Raw genomic sequence first — 16648 nt, forward strand, 5'->3', positions numbered from 1 at the left:
GCTGAAGCTAGTCCCGGAGAAGCCGAATTGCACGCGGGACAACCAGGGCCGCACGATCTGCAAGCCCAGCAAGCCGCGGGGAAACACCCAGGGCGGAACGCAGGGTGGCGGCCGGGGTAACACCCAGGGCGGGACCCAGGGCGGTGGCCGGGGTAACACCCAGGGCGGGACGCAGGGTGGCGGCGGCGGCAACACCCAGGGCGGAACGCAGGGTGGCGGCGGCAACACCCAAGGCGGGACGCAGGGCGGCGGCACTGGCAACACCCAGGGCGGGACCCAGGGTGGCGGCCGGGGTAACACCCAGGGCGGCACGCAGGGTGGCGGCGGCGGTAACACCCAGGGCGGGACGCAGGGTGGCGGCGGCGGAAACACCCAAGGCGGCACCCAGGGCGGCGGCGGCGGAAACACCCAAGGCGGCACCCAGGGCGGCGGCGGCGGCAACACCCAAGGCGGGACGCAGGGTGGCGGCCGGGGTAACACCCAGGGCGGGACGCAGGGTGGCGGCGGCGGAAACACCCAAGGCGGCACCCAGGGCGGCGGCGGCGGAAACACCCAAGGCGGCACCCAGGGCGGCGGCGGAAACACCCAGGGCGGGACCCAGGGTGGCGGCCGGGGTAACACCCAGGGCGGCACGCAGGGTGGCGGCACTGGTAACACCCAGGGCGGGACGCAGGGTGGCGGCGGCGGCAACACCCAAGGCGGCACGCAAGGTGGCGGCGGCGGCAACACCCAAGGCGGCACCCAGGGTGGCGGCGGCGGCAACACCCAAGGCGGCACGCAAGGTGGCGGCCGGGGTAACACCCAGGGCGGCACGCAGGGTGGCGGCACTGGTAACACCCAGGGCGGGACGCAGGGTGGCGGCGGCGGCAACACCCAAGGCGGCACGCAGGGCGGTGGCGGCGGCGGAAACACCCAGGGCGGCACCCAGGGCGGCGGCGGCGGAAACACCCAGGGCGGCACCCAGGGCGGCGGCACTGGCAACACCCAAGGCGGCACGCAGGGTGGCGGCCGGGGTAACACCCAGGGCGGAACGCAGGGTGGCGGCGGCGGCAACACCCAAGGCGGAACCCAGGGCGGCGGCACTGGCAACACCCAAGGCGGAACCCAGGGCGGCGGCACTGGCAACACCCAAGGCGGAACCCAGGGCGGCGGCACTGGCAACACCCAAGGCGGAACCCAGGGCGGCGGCACTGGCAACACCCAAGGCGGCACGCAAGGTGGCGGCGGCGGCAACACCCAAGGCGGCACGCAAGGTGGCGGCGGCGGCAACACCCAAGGCGGCACGCAAGGTGGCGGCGGCGGCAACACCCAAGGCGGCACGCAAGGTGGCGGCGGCGGCAACACCCAAGGCGGGACCCAGGGTTGATCGTTCCTTCGGATGAGGTCAGCACCTCGCGGAGCCAAGCGCTCCGCGAGGTGCGCCGAGCTGCTGGGAGTGAGGAAAACGGTGCGAAGCGCGCGTCCTGTGGCTGCGGCCTGTGTCTGCCTGTCGACCATCGGCGTCGGCAGCGCGGCGGGGGTCGCACCTGCCCAAAGTTCCCCCGCCCCGCAGCACAGCACATCGCAGGCCGGGGCCGCACCTGCCAAGTCGACGCTTCGGTGCTACGCGACGCGGAGCGATCCCGGGACGGTCGTGTGCTACCGCGTCTCGGCGAAGACCGAGTTCAGGCACGGCGCGCTGGTCTACGTCCCCATCCTCATCCAGGTGCCCACGCCCGCGGCTCCGCCGTCGGTGACCGTCGTCGACAGCCTGAGCGACATCCGCCCGAACGCGGGGCCCGGGTGACACGGGCGGCAGCGGCCGGAAGTGCCCGGGCCGGGCCGGCGCTCACTCCATGGTGAGGTTGTCCAGTACGCCGCACTTCATGGCAAGGCGGGTGAGGTCGGCCCTCCGGCGGGAGCCGCTCTTCCTGCGCAGACGCTCCAGGTGCGTGTGAACCGTGTTTTCCGTGATGTTCAGCCTGGTGGCGATCTCGCGATCCGTCGCCCCGCCGGCGACCAGCTGCAGGATCTGCTTCTCACGGTCGGTGATGTGAGGCGGCGGCGTCGGCAGACTTCGGCCGGCGAGACTGGCACCGAAGTAGCTCCGCCCCGAGGCGACGGCGCGGATGGCTCTCACCAGCTCCGAGCCCTCGGTCTGCCGGCTCACATAGCCGCGGGCACCGGCCTTGATGCAGAGGACGGCGTCGGTCTGCGCCTTCGAGGTGGACAGCACGATGACCGCGTACCCCTTGCGATGCAACTGGGCCACTTCGTCGGAGGCCACCTGGCCGGACGCCTGCAGGTTGATGAGCACGACGATCTCGACGTCATGCGCCTGCCGGATCAGCTCCTTCACGTTTTTGATGAAGAACGTGATCCGCAGGTCCGGTTGTGTGTTGATCGCCTGCGCGAGACCGAGCTGAAGCAACGGCCAGTCGCAGACAACGGCCATGGACGTCACAGAAGAGCTCATCAGAAGCTCCAGCGTAGGCGGGGCCACCGGCCGAATGACGAGCGGATCGGACGGTGGGTGGGCTCCCGCCGTCTGCTCCCAGACTCACCCCTGCCGTGCGAAGCGGCACCCCTGGATAACCCATACGGGGGACAGCGCGGCGGGCCCGCGGCTCACGGCCGCAGGCCGCTGACCAGCTCCGCGGTCGCGGTGAGCCCGCTGTGGATGGTGGGCGCCATGCTCGTGCTGGCCAGGAAGAAACCGAGCAGCATGCAGACCAGGGCGTGCGAGAACTTCAGTGCGCCGTTGCGCATGAAGACCACGGCCAGGATCAGGAGCAGCAGCACCACAGAGATGGAAACGGCCATCGGGAACCTCCTCCGCCACGCCCCCTTGAGCGGCGTTCGGCCGTAAGTGTGGCGTAGCGGAGGGTTGGTCCGGGCGGCTGACATGTCCCCCGTTCGTGTGATGTCAGGTGGACGGATGTGCGGCGAGGAAGGCCTCCAGGCCGGCGAGGTCGTCGGTGTTGAGGTAGTCGACCCCGCCGGCGAGGAGTTCCGCCCACAGCGCGTCCCTGGCCGGGCTGGCGGCGTCCGGTGTCTCCCAGAACCGGATCTGCTGCCCGCGCGCGTGGGCGGCGCCGGTGATGCTCCGCAGCTTTCGCCGCTCCGCTCCGGGGAAGGGGCCGGTGCCCAGCCAGGTGAAGTTCAGGGCCCAGTTGTCGCTGATCAGCGGGACGAAGGCGGCGGGGGCCGAGGTGCCGAGGTCGGTGAGCCGTCCGTCGTAGAAGGCGCGGCGCTCGGGCTGGGCCTCCATGGGGCCGCGGGCGGCGCGGTCGCCGGAGACGACGGCGGTGACCGGGCCCGGATGCACGCGGCCGTGCGCGTACCGGGTGAACAGGTGCGGGTGGCGCCTGAGGTGGCGGTCGAGTTCGAGGTACGTCGAGGAGCCCTCGGTCTTGATGTCGATGAGGAGTTGTAGGGGCTGTCGCCAACCGCGGTAGACGGAACCCCGGTTGGCTCGCACGCGGGCGGCGAGCGGGTCGAGGTAGAGGGATTCGAGTGTGCGGGACGGGTCCAGCTCGGAGGTGTCGTGGCCGATGAGCAGTTGGTCGCCGACGAGGAAGATGTCGGCCTCGACGCTGCCGAAGCGGTGGTCGAGGGCGTCGGCCAGGGGCCGTGGGTGCGCGTAGTCGTTGTGGGCGTGCGCGTGCCACAGCGGCCGGGGACCGCGGTGACCGCCTGCCGCCAGGGCCTGGCCCGCGGGCAGGGCGATCGCGCCCGCGAGGGACGCGCCGAGGGTGGTGAGGGCTCTGCGACGGGTGGTGAGGGCCATGTGCTGCCTCCCTTGAGGGCCGGACGGGACCGGGGAGAGTATGCGTGCGTTCGCCCTCGATCACGCCTGTCCTGCGCGTAGTTGGCCGGACCGCTGCCCTCTGTTCACTTCGGCGGGAGCGCGGACACGCGAAGGCCCGCCCCTGGTGGGGCGGGCCTTCGCGTGCCGTGGATCAGGGCGCCTGGAGGTCGACCAGCCGGGCCAGTGCCTCGCGATGGGCACCCGCGGTGCCGTAGGCGATCGAGTCGGCCTTGGCCCGCTTGAGGTACAGGTGGATCGGGTGCTCCCAGGTCATGCCGATCCCCGCGTGCAACTGGAGCGCCTCCTCTGCCGCGTGGACGGCGACGGGCGCCGCGTACGCCTGCGCGACGGCGACCGCGACGTCGATGTCCTCGCCGCCGGGGTCACCCGGCGTGGCCGAGAGCTCGGCGGACAGCGCGTCGGCGGCGTTGCGGGCGGCAGCCCGGAGGCTGACGACTTCCAGCCACAGCTGGGCGAGCCGGTGCTTGATCGCCTGGAAGCCGCCGACGGGCCGGTTGAACTGCTTGCGTTCCTTCAGGTACCGGACCGTCTCGGTCAACGTCCAGTCCGCCAGGCCGAGTTGCTCGGAGGCGAGCAGTCCGGCAGCGGCTCGCAGGGCCCGTCGTACGGCCGGTTCGGCGTCGCCGAGGCGGCGGCCGGGGGTGCCGTCGAGGGTGACGGTGGCGAGGGGGCGGGTCAGGTCCAGGGAGGGCTGCGGGGTGATCGTCACCGCGTCGGCGGCGACCGCGTACAGTCCGCCGTCGTCGGCCGGGACGAGCAGGACGTCGGCGGCGGCCGCGTCCGCGATGCCGGTCAACTCGCCGTGCAGGGACCCGCCTTCGAGGCGCGCGGCCGGGAAGGCGGCGCCGGGTGCGAGATGCAGGGCGACCGCGAGCGCGCCGATGGTGCGCCCGGAGGCCAGGCGGCCCAGCAGTTCCTCGTCCGCGCAGGCGAGCAGGGCCTCGGTGGCCACGACCGCGCTGGTGAGGTACGGCACGGGTGCCACGGCGCGGCCCAGTTCCTCCAGCACCACGGCGACTTCGCGGTGCGTGGCGCCCTGGCCGCCCAGCGCCTCGGGGACCAGCAGCCCGGCGAGGCCCATGCTGTCGGCGAGGGACTTCCACAGGGCGAGGTCGTGCGGGGCGTCGGACTCGGTGCGGGCGATCACACCGGCGGCGTCACAGTGGTCGCCGAGCAGGTCACGGACGGCGGCGCGGAGCGCCTCTTCCTCCTCCGAGTACAGCAGGTCGGGCTCGGCGCTCGGTGTACCCGTCGCGTTCGTCGTGCTCATCGGGCGAGGTCCTTCCAGGCGACGTCCTTGTCGGTGCGCGGTTCGGCGGGCAGACCGAGGACGCGCTCGGCGACGATGTTCAGCAGGACCTCGCTGGTCCCGCCCTCGATGCTGTTGCCCTTGGAGCGCAGGTAGCGGTAGCCGGCGTCGCGGCCGGTGAAGTCGACCAGCTCGGGGCGGCGCATGGTCCAGTCGTCGTACAGCAGGCCTTCCTCGCCCCGGAGTTCGACCTCCAGGCCGCTGATCTCCTGGTTGAGGCGGGCGAAGGCGAGCTTCATGCCGGAGCCCTCGTAGCCGGGCTGGCCGGCGACGAGCTGCTGGCGCAGGCGTTCGGCGGTGAGACGGGAGACCTCGGAGTCGACCCAGAGCCGCAGCAGCCGCTGATGCAGGTCGTGGGTGCGCAGTTCGGGGCGCTCCCGCCAGGTCCTGGCGATCGGGCCGATCATGCCGCCCTCGCGGGGCAGCCGCATGCCGCCGATGGAGACGCGCTCGTTCATCAGCGTGGTCTGCGCGACCCGCCAGCCGTCGCCGACCTCGCCGAGGCGGTGGGCGTCGGGGATGCGGACGCCGGTGAGGAAGACCTCGTTGAACTCGGCCTCGCCGGTGATCTGGCGCAGCGGCCGCACCTCGACCCCGGGGTCGGTCATGTCGCAGATGAAGTAGGTGATGCCGGCGTGCTTGGGCACGCTCGGGTCGGTGCGGGCGATGAGGATGGCCCAGCGGGCGAGGTGGGCGCTGGAGGTCCACACCTTCTGCCCGTCGACGATCCAGTCGTCGCCCTCACGGACGGCCCGCGTACCGAGCGCCGCGAGGTCGGAGCCGGCGCCCGGCTCGCTGAACAGCTGGCACCAGACCTCCTCGCCGGTCCACAGCGGGCGCAGGAAGCGCCGCTTCTGCTCCTCGGTGCCGTAGCGCAGGATGGTCGGGGCGGCCATGCCTAGGCCGATGCCGATGCGCCGGGGGTCGTTGTCGGGGGCGTCCGCGGCCGCGAGTTCGGCGTCCACGACGGCCTGGAGCGCGCGCGGCGCACCGAGTCCGCCGAGGCCCTCCGGGTAGTGCACCCAGGCGAGGCCGGCGTCGAAGCGGGCCCTGAGGAACTCCACACCACTCGTGGTCGCCGGCGGGTGTGCGGCCAGCAAGTCCGCTGTACGGCGCTTGAGTTCGGCTGCGTCGGTCATGCCGTGTCTCCCTTCCCCACCAGCACGGCCACGCGGCCGGTGGTGACCCCGTCGGCGACGCGCTGCACGGCGGCGGCGGCCCCGTCCAGCGGCACCCGCTCGCTCACCAGCGGCTTGATCGCGCCGCGCGCGGCCAGCTCGGTCAGCTGCTCGTGGCAGTGCTGGACCAGCTTCGGGTTCTTGGTGTTGTACAGGCCCCAGTGCAGGCCCATGATCGAGTAGTTCTTCACCAGCGCGTGGTTGAGCGCGGGGGCCGGGATGGTGCCGCCGGCGAAGCCGACGACCACGATCCGGCCCTCGAAGGCGACCAGCTTGGCGGACTGCGTGTAGGCCTCGCCGCCGACGGGGTCGTACACGACGTCCGCGCCGCGCCCGCCAGTGGCTTCCTTGACGGCCGCGACGACGTCCTCGGAGTGGCGGTCGACGACGACGTCGCAGCCCAGGTCCCGGGCGACGGCGGCCTTGCCGGCGCCGCCCACGACGCCGACGACCCGTGCTCCGGCCGCCTTGCCGAGCTGCACGGCCGCGCTGCCGACGCCACCGGCGGCGGCGTGCACGAGGAGGGTCTCCCCCGCCTGGAGGTTGGCCCTGCGGTGCAGACCGAACCAGCCCGTCTGGTAGCCGATGTGCAGCGCGGCGGCCTCGGCGTCGTCCAGCGACTCGGGCGCGGGCAGCAGGGCGCGGGCGTCGGCGACGGCGTACTCGGCGAAGCCGCCGTACGGCAGGGCCGGGTTGGCGATCACCCGGCGGCCGTCCTCGGTCTCGGCGCAGATCTCCACACCGGGCGTGAAGGGCAGCGGCGGACGGATCTGGTACTGGCCCCGGCACAGCAGCGCGTCCGGGAAGTTGATGTTGGCGGCCCGCACGCGCAGCAGCACCTGGCCGTCGCCGGGCGTGGGCCGCTCCACCTCCGCCAGGCGCATCACCTCGCTGGGCTCGCCGTTCTCGTGCACTTGCCATGCCTGCATGCGGGGCCTCCACGGGACTGCTTCGTCTGACCGGGTCCGACGGCATACTAAGCGGTCGCTTCTCGATCAGGGAACAGCGGAAGTCAGTCCACTTGGCCGCGCGCGGCGGGCCGCGCCCGCACATGCATCCGCTCCCCCTGCGGCCCGAACAGGCTCAGGAACTCCACGGGCCCCTCCCCGGCGGACCCGAACCAGTGCGGGACACGGGTGTCGAACTCGGCCGCCTCCCCCGCGGACAGCACCACGTCGTGTTCGCCGAGCACCAGCCGCAGCCGCCCCGCCAGCACGTACAGCCACTCGTAGCCCTCGTGGGTGCGCGGGTCCGGCGCCTGATCGCGCCGCGGTTCGACGACCTTGTACGCCTGCAGGCCGCCCGGCTGCCGGGTCAGCGGCCAGAACGTGCGGCCGTCGCGCCGCATGGGCTTGGCCCGTACCCGGGGGTCACCGACCGACGGGGCCCCGACCAGTTCGTCCAGCGGGACCTGGTGCGCCCGGGCGATGGGCAGCAGCAGTTCCAGACTGGGTCTGCGCAGGCCGGACTCCAGCCGCGACAGGGTGCTGACGGAGATACCCGTGGTCTCGGACAGGGCCGCGAGGGTCACCTCCCGCTCCTTCCGGATCCGCCGCAGGCGCGGGCCGACCCCCGCCAGGACCTCGTCGGTGCTCTCGGCGCCGTCACTCGTATCAGCCATACCGATATTGCAGAATCGGCAAAGCTGTTTGTCAATGCGGCAGGCCGTGGGTGACCGTCGGGCATGGAGGTGGTCGTCTTGACCGAGAGTCCCGGCAAGGAATTCGCATTCGCGTCCGAGAGTTTCGAAGCGGTCGTCGCCGGAGGCGGCGCGGCCGGCCTGTCCGCCGCGCTGGTGCTGGGCCGGGCCCGGCGCCGCACCCTGGTCGTCGACGCGGGCGAGCCGCGCAACGCGCCGTCCGCGCACATGCGGGGCTATCTGTCCCGGGACGGCATGTCACCCGCCGAGTTCCTGGCCGCGGGGCGCGAGGAGATCGCGCGGTACGGCGTGGAGCTGGTCCGGGACCGCGTGGTGGACGCGGCACGGCGGGAGGACGCGGCACGGCCGTGCGGGTGTAGTCCGCGCGGCTCCGGTGCACCATGACTGCATGCTGCTGACCCGGCTGGCGGAGGTGTCCCGGGAGGTCGCCGCGACGGCGGCCCGGAACCGTAAGACCGCGCTGCTCGCGGAGCTGTTCCAAGACGCGGAGGCGGACGACGTACCGATCGTCATCCCGTATCTCGCGGGGCGGCTGCCCCAGGGGCGGCTCGGCGTCGGCTGGAAGGTGCTGAGCCGTCCGGTGCCGCCTGCCGCCGAGCCCTCCCTCACCGTGCGGGAGGTCGACGCCCGGCTCACCGAGCTGGGCAACGTGTCCGGGCCCGGCTCCCAGGCGGAACGGGCCCGGATCGTCGGCGAGCTGATGGGCGCGGCCACCGAGGGCGAGCAGCACTTCCTGCTCGGTCTGCTCACCGGCGAGGTCCGCCAGGGCGCGCTGGACGCGGTCGCGGTGGAGGGCCTGGCGCAGGCGACCGGAGCGGACGCGTCGGACGTACGCCGGGCGGTGATGCTCGCCGGGTCGCTCCAGACGGTGGCCCGGGCCCTGCTCGCCGACGGGCCCGCCTCGCTCGACGGGTTCCGGCTCACCGTCGGCCGCCCGGTGCTGCCGATGCTGGCGCAGAGCGCCTCCTCGGTCGCCGAGGCGGTCGGGAAGCTGGGCGCGTGCGCGGTCGAGGAGAAGCTGGACGGTATCCGGGTCCAGGTCCACCGGGACGGCGACACGGTGCGGATCCACACCCGCACGCTGGACGACATCACCGACCGGCTGCCCGAAGTGCGCACCGCCGCGCTGGAACTGCCGGGCGAACGGTTCATCCTGGACGGCGAGGTGATCTCCCTCGGCCCGGACGGCCGGCCCCGCTCCTTCCAGGAGACGGCGGGCCGGGTCGGCTCCCGGGTGGACGTGGCGAGGGCCGCCGGGGCGGTCCCGGTCTCGCCCGTGTTCTTCGACGCGCTGTCCGTGGACGGCCGGGACCTGCTGGACCTCCCCTTCACCGAGCGGCACGCGGAGCTGGCCGGGCTGGTGCCCGAGCCGATGCGGGTGCGCCGGACGCTGGTGTCCGGTCCGGAGGACGTCACGGAGGCGGAGCGCTTCCTCGCCGACACCCTGGCGCGCGGCCACGAGGGGGTGGTCGTCAAGGGCCTGGACGCCCCCTACAGCGCGGGCCGGCGGGGCGCCTCCTGGCTGAAGGTCAAGCCCGTGCACACGCTCGACCTCGTGGTGCTGGCCGCCGAGTGGGGGCACGGCCGCCGCACCGGGAAGCTGTCCAACCTCCACCTTGGCGCCCGCACCCCGGACGGCGGCTTCGCGATGCTCGGAAAGACCTTCAAGGGCATGACCGACTCGATGCTCGCCTGGCAGACGGAGAAGCTCCGGGAGCTGGCCGTCGAGGATCACGGCTGGGGCGTGACCGTACGCCCCGAACTCGTCGTGGAGATCGCCTACGACGGCCTCCAGCGCTCCTCCCGCTACCCGGCCGGTGTCACCCTGCGCTTCGCGCGCGTGGTCCGCTACCGCGAGGACAAGCGGCCCGAGGAGGCCGATACGGTGGAGGCCCTGCTGGCGGCCCACCCGGAGGTCACACCGTGACGGTGCGTGCGACGAAGCGGAGTGCGGGACTGCTGTTGTTCCGGCACACCGACGACGGGCTGGAGGTGTTGCTCGGCCATATGGGAGGCCCGTTCTTCGCGAAGAAGGACGCGGGGGCGTGGACCGTGCCCAAGGGCGAGTACGAGCCGGACGAGCCCGCCTGGGAGGCGGCCCGGCGGGAGTTCCAGGAGGAACTGGGGCTGGCCCCGCCCGACGGGGAGGCCGTACCGCTGGGCGAGATCGCGCAGGCCAACGGCAAGATCGTCACTGCGTGGGCGGTCGAGGCCGACCTGGACCCGGCGACGATCACCCCGGGAACCTTCACGATGGAGTGGCCCCCGCGCTCGGGCCGGACGCAGGAGTTCCCCGAGCTGGACCGGGTGGAGTGGCTCGGCCTCGGCCGCGCCCGCGCGGTGCTGGTCAAGGGGCAGAGCGCGTTCCTCGACCGGCTGGCGGAGCATACCGGCTGAACAGCGCAACGCGGCGGCTGAACAGGGGACCACGCGTTGCGACGGCCCGTGCCGCGCGCGAAGGTCGAGACACAGCCCGTTTCCAGGGAGGTCGGCCATGCCCATCGCGACGGTGAACCCGGCGGACGGCGAGACACTCAAGACGTACGAGCCCATGGGCGAGGAGGAGCTGGAGCGGCGCCTCCAGCTCGCCGAGGCCACCTTCCGCACCTATCGCACGTCCCCGTTCGCCGAGCGCGCCCGCCGGATGAACAAGGCCGCCGACCTGCTGGACGAGGACCAGCAGGAGGTCGCCTGGGTCATGTCCATCGAGATGGGCAAGCCGGTCACGCAGGCGCGCGCGGAGGTCGCCAAGTGCGCCAAGGCCATGCGCTGGTACGCCGAACGGGCCGAGGGCCTGCTGGCCGACGTGGTACCGCCCGAGTCGGACGTCCGGGCTTCCGGGGCCTCCCGGGTACGCATCACCTACCGCCCGCTGGGCCCCGTGCTCGCGGTGATGCCCTGGAACTTCCCGCTCTGGCAGGTGGTCCGCTTCGCCGCGCCCGCGCTGATGGCGGGCAACGTGGGCCTGCTCAAGCACGCCTCGAACGTCCCCCGGACCGCCCTGTACCTGGAGGACCTCTTCCACCGGGCGGGCTTCCCCGAGGGCTGCTTCCAGACCCTGCTGATCGGCGCGGGGGCGGTCGACGACATCCTGCGCGACGAGCGGGTCAAGGCGGCGACCCTTACCGGCAGCGAGCCGGCCGGGCGCGCGGTCGCCTCCACCGCCGGCGAGATGATCAAGAAGACGGTGCTGGAGCTGGGCGGCAGCGATCCGTTCCTCGTCATGCCCTCCGCCGACCTCGACCGGGCGGCCGAGGTCGCGGTGACCGCGCGGGTGCAGAACAACGGGCAGTCGTGCATCGCCGCCAAGCGGTTCATCGTGCACACCGACGTGTACGACGCCTTCGTGGAGAGGTTCGTCGCGGGGATGAAGGCGCTCACGGTCGGCGACCCGCTGGAGGAGGACACCGACGTCGGGCCGCTCGCCACCGCGCAGGGGCGCGCCGATGTGGAGGAACTGGTCGACGACGCGAAGCGGAGCGGGGCCGAGGTGCTGTGCGGCGGCGAGCGCCCCGACGGACCGGGCTGGTACTACCCGCCGACCGTGCTCGCGGGGATCACCCGGGAGATGCGCATCCACCGGGAGGAGGCGTTCGGGCCGGTCGCCACGGTGTACCGGGCCGCCGACCTGGACGAGGCGCTGCTCATCGCCAACGACTCGCCGTTCGGGCTGAGTTCGAACGTGTGGACGCGGGACGAGCACGAAGTCGAGCGGTGTGCACGGGATCTGGAGGCCGGCGGGGTGTACGTCAACGGGATGACGGCCTCGTACCCGGGGTTCCCGTTCGGCGGGGTGAAGCGGTCGGGCTACGGGCGTGAGCTGTCGGCCGAGGGGATCCGGGAGTTCTGCAACATCACCACGGTCTGGCAGGGCGCCTGAGGACCGCGTGACCAGGGCCTGTGCGACGGATCGGCCCGAGGATGGGCGTGCCGGGCCCGGCGATTCCGCGGGATCGCACGGACAGGGCCTAGCATCCGTTTTGTGAACCGCGAAGTGACTCTGCCTCTGATCGTCGACGACCGTGGAACCCTGCAGGTGGCTGCCGCCGATGTGAGCGGGCTGCTGCGGACCCTGGGGGCGCGGTGGCTGCATCTCGTCGAGGCCGGGGAGCGGGGGCTGGACGAGGACACGGTCGCCGCGCTGACCATCGAGCTGGCGAAGCTGGCGGACCGTATCGACGTGGCGTGCATCGCCCACAGCAGTGGGGCGCCGTAGCCGGGAGAGGGGCGCCGCGGGGGGAACGGCCGCCGCGGCCCGGGGTGATCTCGGCGCGGTTCCGGGCCTGTTGGGCTGGTGCCGTTCAGGGTGTCTCCCACACACGCTGGCCTGCGGGAAGAGCCACCGTCGGCCAAAGCTGTCACTGTCCGCCGTCCCCGATTCGGAGTAACCCGGCGCGAGATCGTAGCCCTCTCGGGTGAGTCTGAATGGACCACCTTCTGACCGGTGGGCAAAGGCCCGCCGGACGGCGAAAGCAGGGACGGCTCATGGCGACTTTGTGCAGACCCTCGGTGTCCGTGCCGGAATACGTGATCACGATGGAGGACACGCTGCGGCTGGCGCGTGAGCGGCACGCGGACCACCCGCAGCTTGCCCTGGCCCTCCGGCTGATCGAGAACACCGGAGTGCGCACCCGGCACATCGTGCAGCCCATCGAAGAGACCCTGAAGCACCCCGGTTTCCAGCAGCGCAACAAGCTGTACGAGGCGGAGGCGAAGGCCCGTGTTCCCGCGGTGATCCAGCGGGCGCTCGACGACGCCGAGGTCCTCACCTCCGACATCGACGTCATCATCTACGTGTCGTGCACGGGCTTCATGATGCCCTCGCTCACCGCGTGGCTGATCAACGAGATGGACTTCCCGAGCAACACCCGGCAGCTCCCCATGGCCCAGCTGGGCTGTGCGGCCGGCGGCGCGGCCATCAACCGGGCGCACGACTTCTGTTCGGCCTACCCCGAGGCCAACGCCCTCATCGTGGCCTGCGAGTTCTGCTCGCTGTGCTACCAGCCCCTCGACCTCGGCGTCGGCTCGCTGCTCTCCAACGGCCTGTTCGGCGACGGCATCGCGGCCGCCGTGGTCCGCGGCCAGGGCGGCACGGGCGTGCGGCTGGAGCGCAACGGCTCGTACCTGATCCCCAAGACCGAGGACTGGATCGCGTACGACGTCCGGGACACCGGCTTCCACTTCCTGCTGGACAAGCGGGTGCCGACCACGATGGAGCCGCTCGCCCCGGCGCTCCACGAGCTCGCGGGCAACCACGGCTGGAACGCCTCCGAGCTGGACTTCTACATCATCCACGCCGGCGGCCCCCGAATACTCGACGACCTCAGCAAGTTCCTCAAGGTCGAGCCGCACGCCTTCCGGTTCAGCCGCTCCACGCTGACCGAGTACGGCAACATCGCCAGCGCCGTCGTCCTCGACGCGCTGCGCCGGATGTTCGACGAGGGCGGTGCCGAGAACGGGGCGCGCGGCCTGCTGGCCGGCTTCGGGCCCGGCATCACCGCCGAGATGACCGTGGGCCGTTGGGTCAACGAGGACTGAGGCGACACCATGACCGAAGAAACGCTCATCGAGCCCCCGGCCTCGGTCCGGGAGTGGCCGGCACTCGACCTGACCGGGACGGACTTCGACCCGGTACTGAGCGAGCTGATGCGCGAGGGCCCGGTCACCCGCGTCCGGCTGCCCAACGGCGAGGGCTGGGCCTGGCTGGTCACCCGGTACGACGACGTACGCATGGTGGCCAACGACCCCCGCTTCAGCCGCGAGGCGGTCATGGACCATCCGGTCACCCGGCTCGCGCCGCACTTCATCCCGGACCGGGGCGCGGTCGGCTTCCTCGACCCGCCCGACCACACGCGGCTGCGCCGCGCGGTCGCCCCCGCGTTCACCGCGAAGGGGGTGGAACGGATCCGGGACAGGGCGCGCGGCATGCTGGACGAACTGGTGGACGAACTCCTGCAGGACGGCCCGCCCGCCGATCTCACGGCGGCGGTGCTCAGCCCCTTCCCCATCGCGGTGATCTGCGAGTTGATGGGGGTGCCGGCCGCCGACCGGCACGCCATGCACGACTGGACGCAGCTGATCCTGTCCTCCGCGCACGGCAAGGAGGTCAGCGAGCAGGCCAAGCGCGAGATGAGCGGCTACTTCGCCGACCTCGTCGCCGTGCGCGCGGACAGCACGTCCGAGGACGTCACCTCGCTGCTCGGCGCCGCCGTGGGCCGGGGCGAGGTCACCATGGAGGAGGCCGTCGGTCTCTCCGTCCTCCTCCAGATCGGCGGCGAGGCGGTCACGAACAACAGCGGGCAGATGTTCTACCTGCTGCTGACCCGCCCCGACCTGGCCGAACGGCTGCGCGACGACCCCGCGATCCGGCCCAGGGGCATCGACGAACTGCTGCGCTACATCCCGCACCGCAACGCCGTCGGCCTCTCCCGGATCGCGCGGGAGGACGTGGAGCTCGGTGGCCACCGCATTCGCGCCGGCGACCCGGTCTACGTGTCCTACCTGGCCGCCAACCGCGACCCGGACGTCTTCCCCGACCCGGAGACCATCGACCTCTCCCGCAGCCCCAACCCGCACGTGTCGTTCGGCTTCGGCCCGCACTACTGTCCGGGCGGCCAGCTCGCCCGCATGGAGTCGGAGCTGCTGGTCGACGCGCTGCTGGACCGGGTGCCCGGGCTGAGGCTGGCCGTCCCGCCCGACCAGGTGCCCTTCAGGAAGGGCGCGTTGATCCGCGGGCCCGAGGCCCTGCCGGTGACGTGGTGAGCGGCCCATGACGGCGACCGAGGGACTGCTCGTACCGCCCGGGCACGGCCGCGTCGTGGAGACGCCGGCCCAGCGGGTCACGTTCAAGGTCACCGGCACCCACTCGCGGATGGCCTCCACCTTCGAGGTGGAGGTCCCGCCGGGTTTCGACGTCGGCGCCCATGTGCACACGCACAGCGAGGAGTTGTTCTACGTCCTCGAAGGCGAGCTGGACGTCCTCGCCTTCGAGCCCCGCATCCGCACCCCTGACAACTGGCGGAAGTGGGAGTCGTGTTCGGGCAGCCGCGTGGTGCGCGCCACGCCGGGCACGGTCATCGCCGTACCCCCCGGCTGCCCCCACGCCTTCGCGAACCCGACGGACACGCCGGCGAGGATGTTCTTCCAGGCGTCCCCACCGCCCGATCACGAACGCTACTTCGAGGAACTGCTGGAGATCCTGGGAAACGGAGGACCCCCGGACCAGGAAGCCATCGAGGCCCTGAGGGCCAAGTACGACATCGAGCAACTGACCCCTCTGCGACACAGGTGAGTATCCCCACCCAGGGGCGCGGGGAACTGCGCGACCGGCCACGACGAACCCGCGGCCCGGATCGCGCAGATACCCCCCACGGCGCTACCGGATCGGCATCCCGGCCAACGTCCGCGCGATGACCAGCCGCTGGATCTCGCTCGTCCCCTCGAAGATCGTGTAAATGGCGGCGTCGCGGTGCATCCGCTCGACGGGGTACTCCCGCGTGTACCCGTTCCCGCCGAGGATCTGGATCGCCTGCGCGGTCACCTTCTTCGCCGTCTCACTGGCGAACAGCTTCGACATCGACCCCTCGGCCGCGGTGAACGGCTTCCCGTTGACCGCCATCCACGAGGCCCGCCACACCAGCAGCCGCGCCGCGTCGATCTGCGTCCGCATGTCGGCGAGCTGGAAGGCGACGCCCTGGTTGTCGATGATCGGGCGCCCGAACTGCTCACGGGTCCTGGCGTAGTCGAGGGCGACCTCGTAGGCGGCCCGGGCGGTACCGACCGCCATCGCGCCCACGGCCGGCCGCGAAGCCTCGAACGTGGCCATCGCCGCGTTCTTGACCCTCTCACCGCCTGAAGCCTTCGCCTTCTCCCGGGCGCGGGCGAGCCGCTCGTCCAGCTTCTCCTTGCCGCCGAGCAGACAGGAGCCGGGCACGCGGACATTGTCGAGGACGACCTCGGCGGTGTGCGAGGCGCGGATACCGTGCTTCTTGAACTTCTGGCCCTGCGCGAGGCCCGGTGTGCCCGGCGGGACGATGAAGGAGGCGTGGCCCTTGGAGCCCAGCTCCGGGTCGACGCAGGCGACGACGACGTGGACCTCGGCGATGCCGCCGTTGGTCGCCCAGGTCTTCGTGCCGTTGATCACCCACTCGTCCTTGGCCTCGTCGTACACCGCGCGCGTCCGCAGGGAGGCCACGTCGGAGCCGGCGTCGGGCTCGGAGGAGCAGAAGGCCGCGACCTTGACGTCGGTCGGGTCGCCGTACATCTGCGGGATCCAGGTGCCGATCTGCTCCTCGGTCCCGTTGGCGAGAACGCCCACGGCGGCGAGGCCGGTGCCCACGATGGAGAGGGCGATGCCCGCGTCGCCCCAGAACAGTTCCTCCATGGCCATGGGTATGCCGAGGCCGGTGGGGTCGAAGTACTGCTGTGCGTAGAAGTCGAGGGAGTAGATGCCGACCTTCGCGGCCTCCTGGATGACCGGCCAGGGAGTCTCCTCACGCTCGTCCCATTCGGCGGCCGCGGGGCGGATCACATCGGCGGCGAAGCCGTGCAGCCAGTCCCGGACCTCCTTCTGTTCGTCGTTGAGCTCCATGGTGAACTCGGCCATGTCCCCTCCAGCGGCGCACGTACGGTGTTACTAGCGGTAACCCGAGTGTGTTACCGGTCGGTAGGAAAAGTCAACCACCGAGGTC

The 16648-nt window shown here is 72.0% G+C and carries 17 protein-coding genes and 1 pseudogene; 9 read left to right on the forward strand and 9 right to left on the reverse strand.

From position 1 onward, the window contains the following. Positions 1 to 7 precede the first annotated feature (7 nt). Positions 8 to 1348 carry a hypothetical protein gene (locus OIB37_RS05770; protein ID WP_330456434.1) on the reverse strand — a complete coding sequence of 447 codons (1341 nt, stop codon included), beginning with the start codon at positions 1346 to 1348 and terminating at the stop codon, positions 8 to 10. 285 nt (positions 1349 to 1633) lie between these two features. On the opposite strand from OIB37_RS05770, the gene OIB37_RS05775 reads away from it, so the two are divergent. Continuing rightward, positions 1634 to 1786 carry a hypothetical protein gene (locus OIB37_RS05775; protein WP_330456435.1) on the forward strand — a complete coding sequence of 51 codons (153 nt, stop codon included), beginning with the start codon at positions 1634 to 1636 and terminating at the stop codon, positions 1784 to 1786. A 42-nt stretch (positions 1787 to 1828) separates the two neighbouring features. Here OIB37_RS05775 and OIB37_RS05780 read toward each other — a convergent pair whose 3' ends face one another. From OIB37_RS05780 to OIB37_RS05810, 7 genes are all read right to left on the reverse strand, one after another. Further along, positions 1829 to 2455: a response regulator transcription factor gene (locus tag OIB37_RS05780; RefSeq protein WP_330456436.1), complete on the reverse strand. Its 627-nt coding sequence runs from the start codon at positions 2453 to 2455 to the stop codon at positions 1829 to 1831. Positions 2456 to 2607: 152 nt separating this feature from the next. Beyond that, positions 2608 to 2802: a hypothetical protein gene (locus OIB37_RS05785; protein WP_330456437.1), complete on the reverse strand. Its 195-nt coding sequence runs from the start codon at positions 2800 to 2802 to the stop codon at positions 2608 to 2610. A 103-nt stretch (positions 2803 to 2905) separates the two neighbouring features. Continuing rightward, positions 2906 to 3769: a phosphatidylinositol-specific phospholipase C/glycerophosphodiester phosphodiesterase family protein gene (locus tag OIB37_RS05790; protein ID WP_330456438.1), complete on the reverse strand. Its 864-nt coding sequence runs from the start codon at positions 3767 to 3769 to the stop codon at positions 2906 to 2908. A 172-nt stretch (positions 3770 to 3941) separates the two neighbouring features. Then, entirely contained in the window at positions 3942 to 5081 is a 1140-nt protein-coding gene (locus OIB37_RS05795) for an acyl-CoA dehydrogenase family protein (RefSeq protein WP_330456439.1), read from the reverse strand. Continuing rightward, positions 5078 to 6259, reverse strand: a complete 1182-nt coding sequence (locus OIB37_RS05800) for an acyl-CoA dehydrogenase family protein (RefSeq protein ID WP_330456440.1) — start codon at positions 6257 to 6259, stop codon at positions 5078 to 5080. Before OIB37_RS05800 ends, OIB37_RS05795 begins: the two co-directional genes overlap by 4 nt. Next, entirely contained in the window at positions 6256 to 7227 is a 972-nt protein-coding gene (locus OIB37_RS05805) for an NADPH:quinone oxidoreductase family protein (protein WP_330456441.1), read from the reverse strand. The genes OIB37_RS05800 and OIB37_RS05805 overlap by 4 nt, the downstream gene beginning before the upstream one ends. 83 nt (positions 7228 to 7310) lie before the next feature. Next, the gene (locus OIB37_RS05810) at positions 7311 to 7919 is read right to left on the reverse strand and encodes a helix-turn-helix domain-containing protein (RefSeq protein ID WP_330456442.1); all 609 of its coding nucleotides are present in this window, start codon (positions 7917 to 7919) and stop codon (positions 7311 to 7313) included. A gap of 63 nt (positions 7920 to 7982) precedes the next feature. On the opposite strand from OIB37_RS05810, the pseudogene OIB37_RS05815 reads away from it, so the two are divergent. The 8 genes and pseudogenes from OIB37_RS05815 to OIB37_RS05850 form a co-directional block, all read left to right on the forward strand. After that, positions 7983 to 8294: pseudogene (locus tag OIB37_RS05815) on the forward strand (FAD-binding protein); the annotation flags it as partial. A gap of 52 nt (positions 8295 to 8346) precedes the next feature. After that, a complete protein-coding gene (locus OIB37_RS05820) occupies positions 8347 to 9885 on the forward strand; it encodes an ATP-dependent DNA ligase (protein WP_330456443.1) in 1539 nt (512 codons plus the stop codon). Continuing rightward, positions 9882 to 10355 (forward strand): NUDIX domain-containing protein, encoded by a 474-nt coding sequence (locus tag OIB37_RS05825; protein WP_330456444.1) that lies wholly within the window; start codon positions 9882 to 9884, stop codon positions 10353 to 10355. The genes OIB37_RS05820 and OIB37_RS05825 overlap by 4 nt, the downstream gene beginning before the upstream one ends. Before the next feature lie 97 nt (positions 10356 to 10452). After that, positions 10453 to 11838, forward strand: coding sequence for an NADP-dependent succinic semialdehyde dehydrogenase (locus OIB37_RS05830; protein ID WP_330456445.1), 1386 nt, complete (start codon positions 10453 to 10455; stop codon positions 11836 to 11838). A 102-nt stretch (positions 11839 to 11940) separates the two neighbouring features. Continuing rightward, positions 11941 to 12174, forward strand: a complete 234-nt coding sequence (locus tag OIB37_RS05835) for a DUF6213 family protein (RefSeq protein WP_330456446.1) — start codon at positions 11941 to 11943, stop codon at positions 12172 to 12174. 269 nt (positions 12175 to 12443) lie between these two features. Then, on the forward strand, positions 12444 to 13496 hold the full coding sequence (locus OIB37_RS05840; RefSeq protein ID WP_330456447.1) for a type III polyketide synthase: 1053 nt from the start codon (positions 12444 to 12446) through the stop codon (positions 13494 to 13496). A gap of 9 nt (positions 13497 to 13505) precedes the next feature. Continuing rightward, complete coding sequence (locus OIB37_RS05845) at positions 13506 to 14720, forward strand: cytochrome P450 (protein ID WP_330456448.1); 1215 nt, start codon at positions 13506 to 13508, stop codon at positions 14718 to 14720. A 7-nt stretch (positions 14721 to 14727) separates the two neighbouring features. Then, positions 14728 to 15249 carry a cupin domain-containing protein gene (locus OIB37_RS05850; RefSeq protein ID WP_330456449.1) on the forward strand — a complete coding sequence of 174 codons (522 nt, stop codon included), beginning with the start codon at positions 14728 to 14730 and terminating at the stop codon, positions 15247 to 15249. A gap of 84 nt (positions 15250 to 15333) precedes the next feature. On the opposite strand, the gene OIB37_RS05855 is transcribed toward OIB37_RS05850, so the two are convergent. Next, on the reverse strand, positions 15334 to 16563 hold the full coding sequence (locus OIB37_RS05855) for an acyl-CoA dehydrogenase family protein (protein WP_330456450.1): 1230 nt from the start codon (positions 16561 to 16563) through the stop codon (positions 15334 to 15336). Between the last annotated feature and the right edge of the window lie 85 nt (positions 16564 to 16648).

It is taken from the genome of Streptomyces sp. NBC_00820 (assembly GCF_036347055.1).
GTDB lineage: Bacteria > Actinomycetota > Actinomycetes > Streptomycetales > Streptomycetaceae > Streptomyces.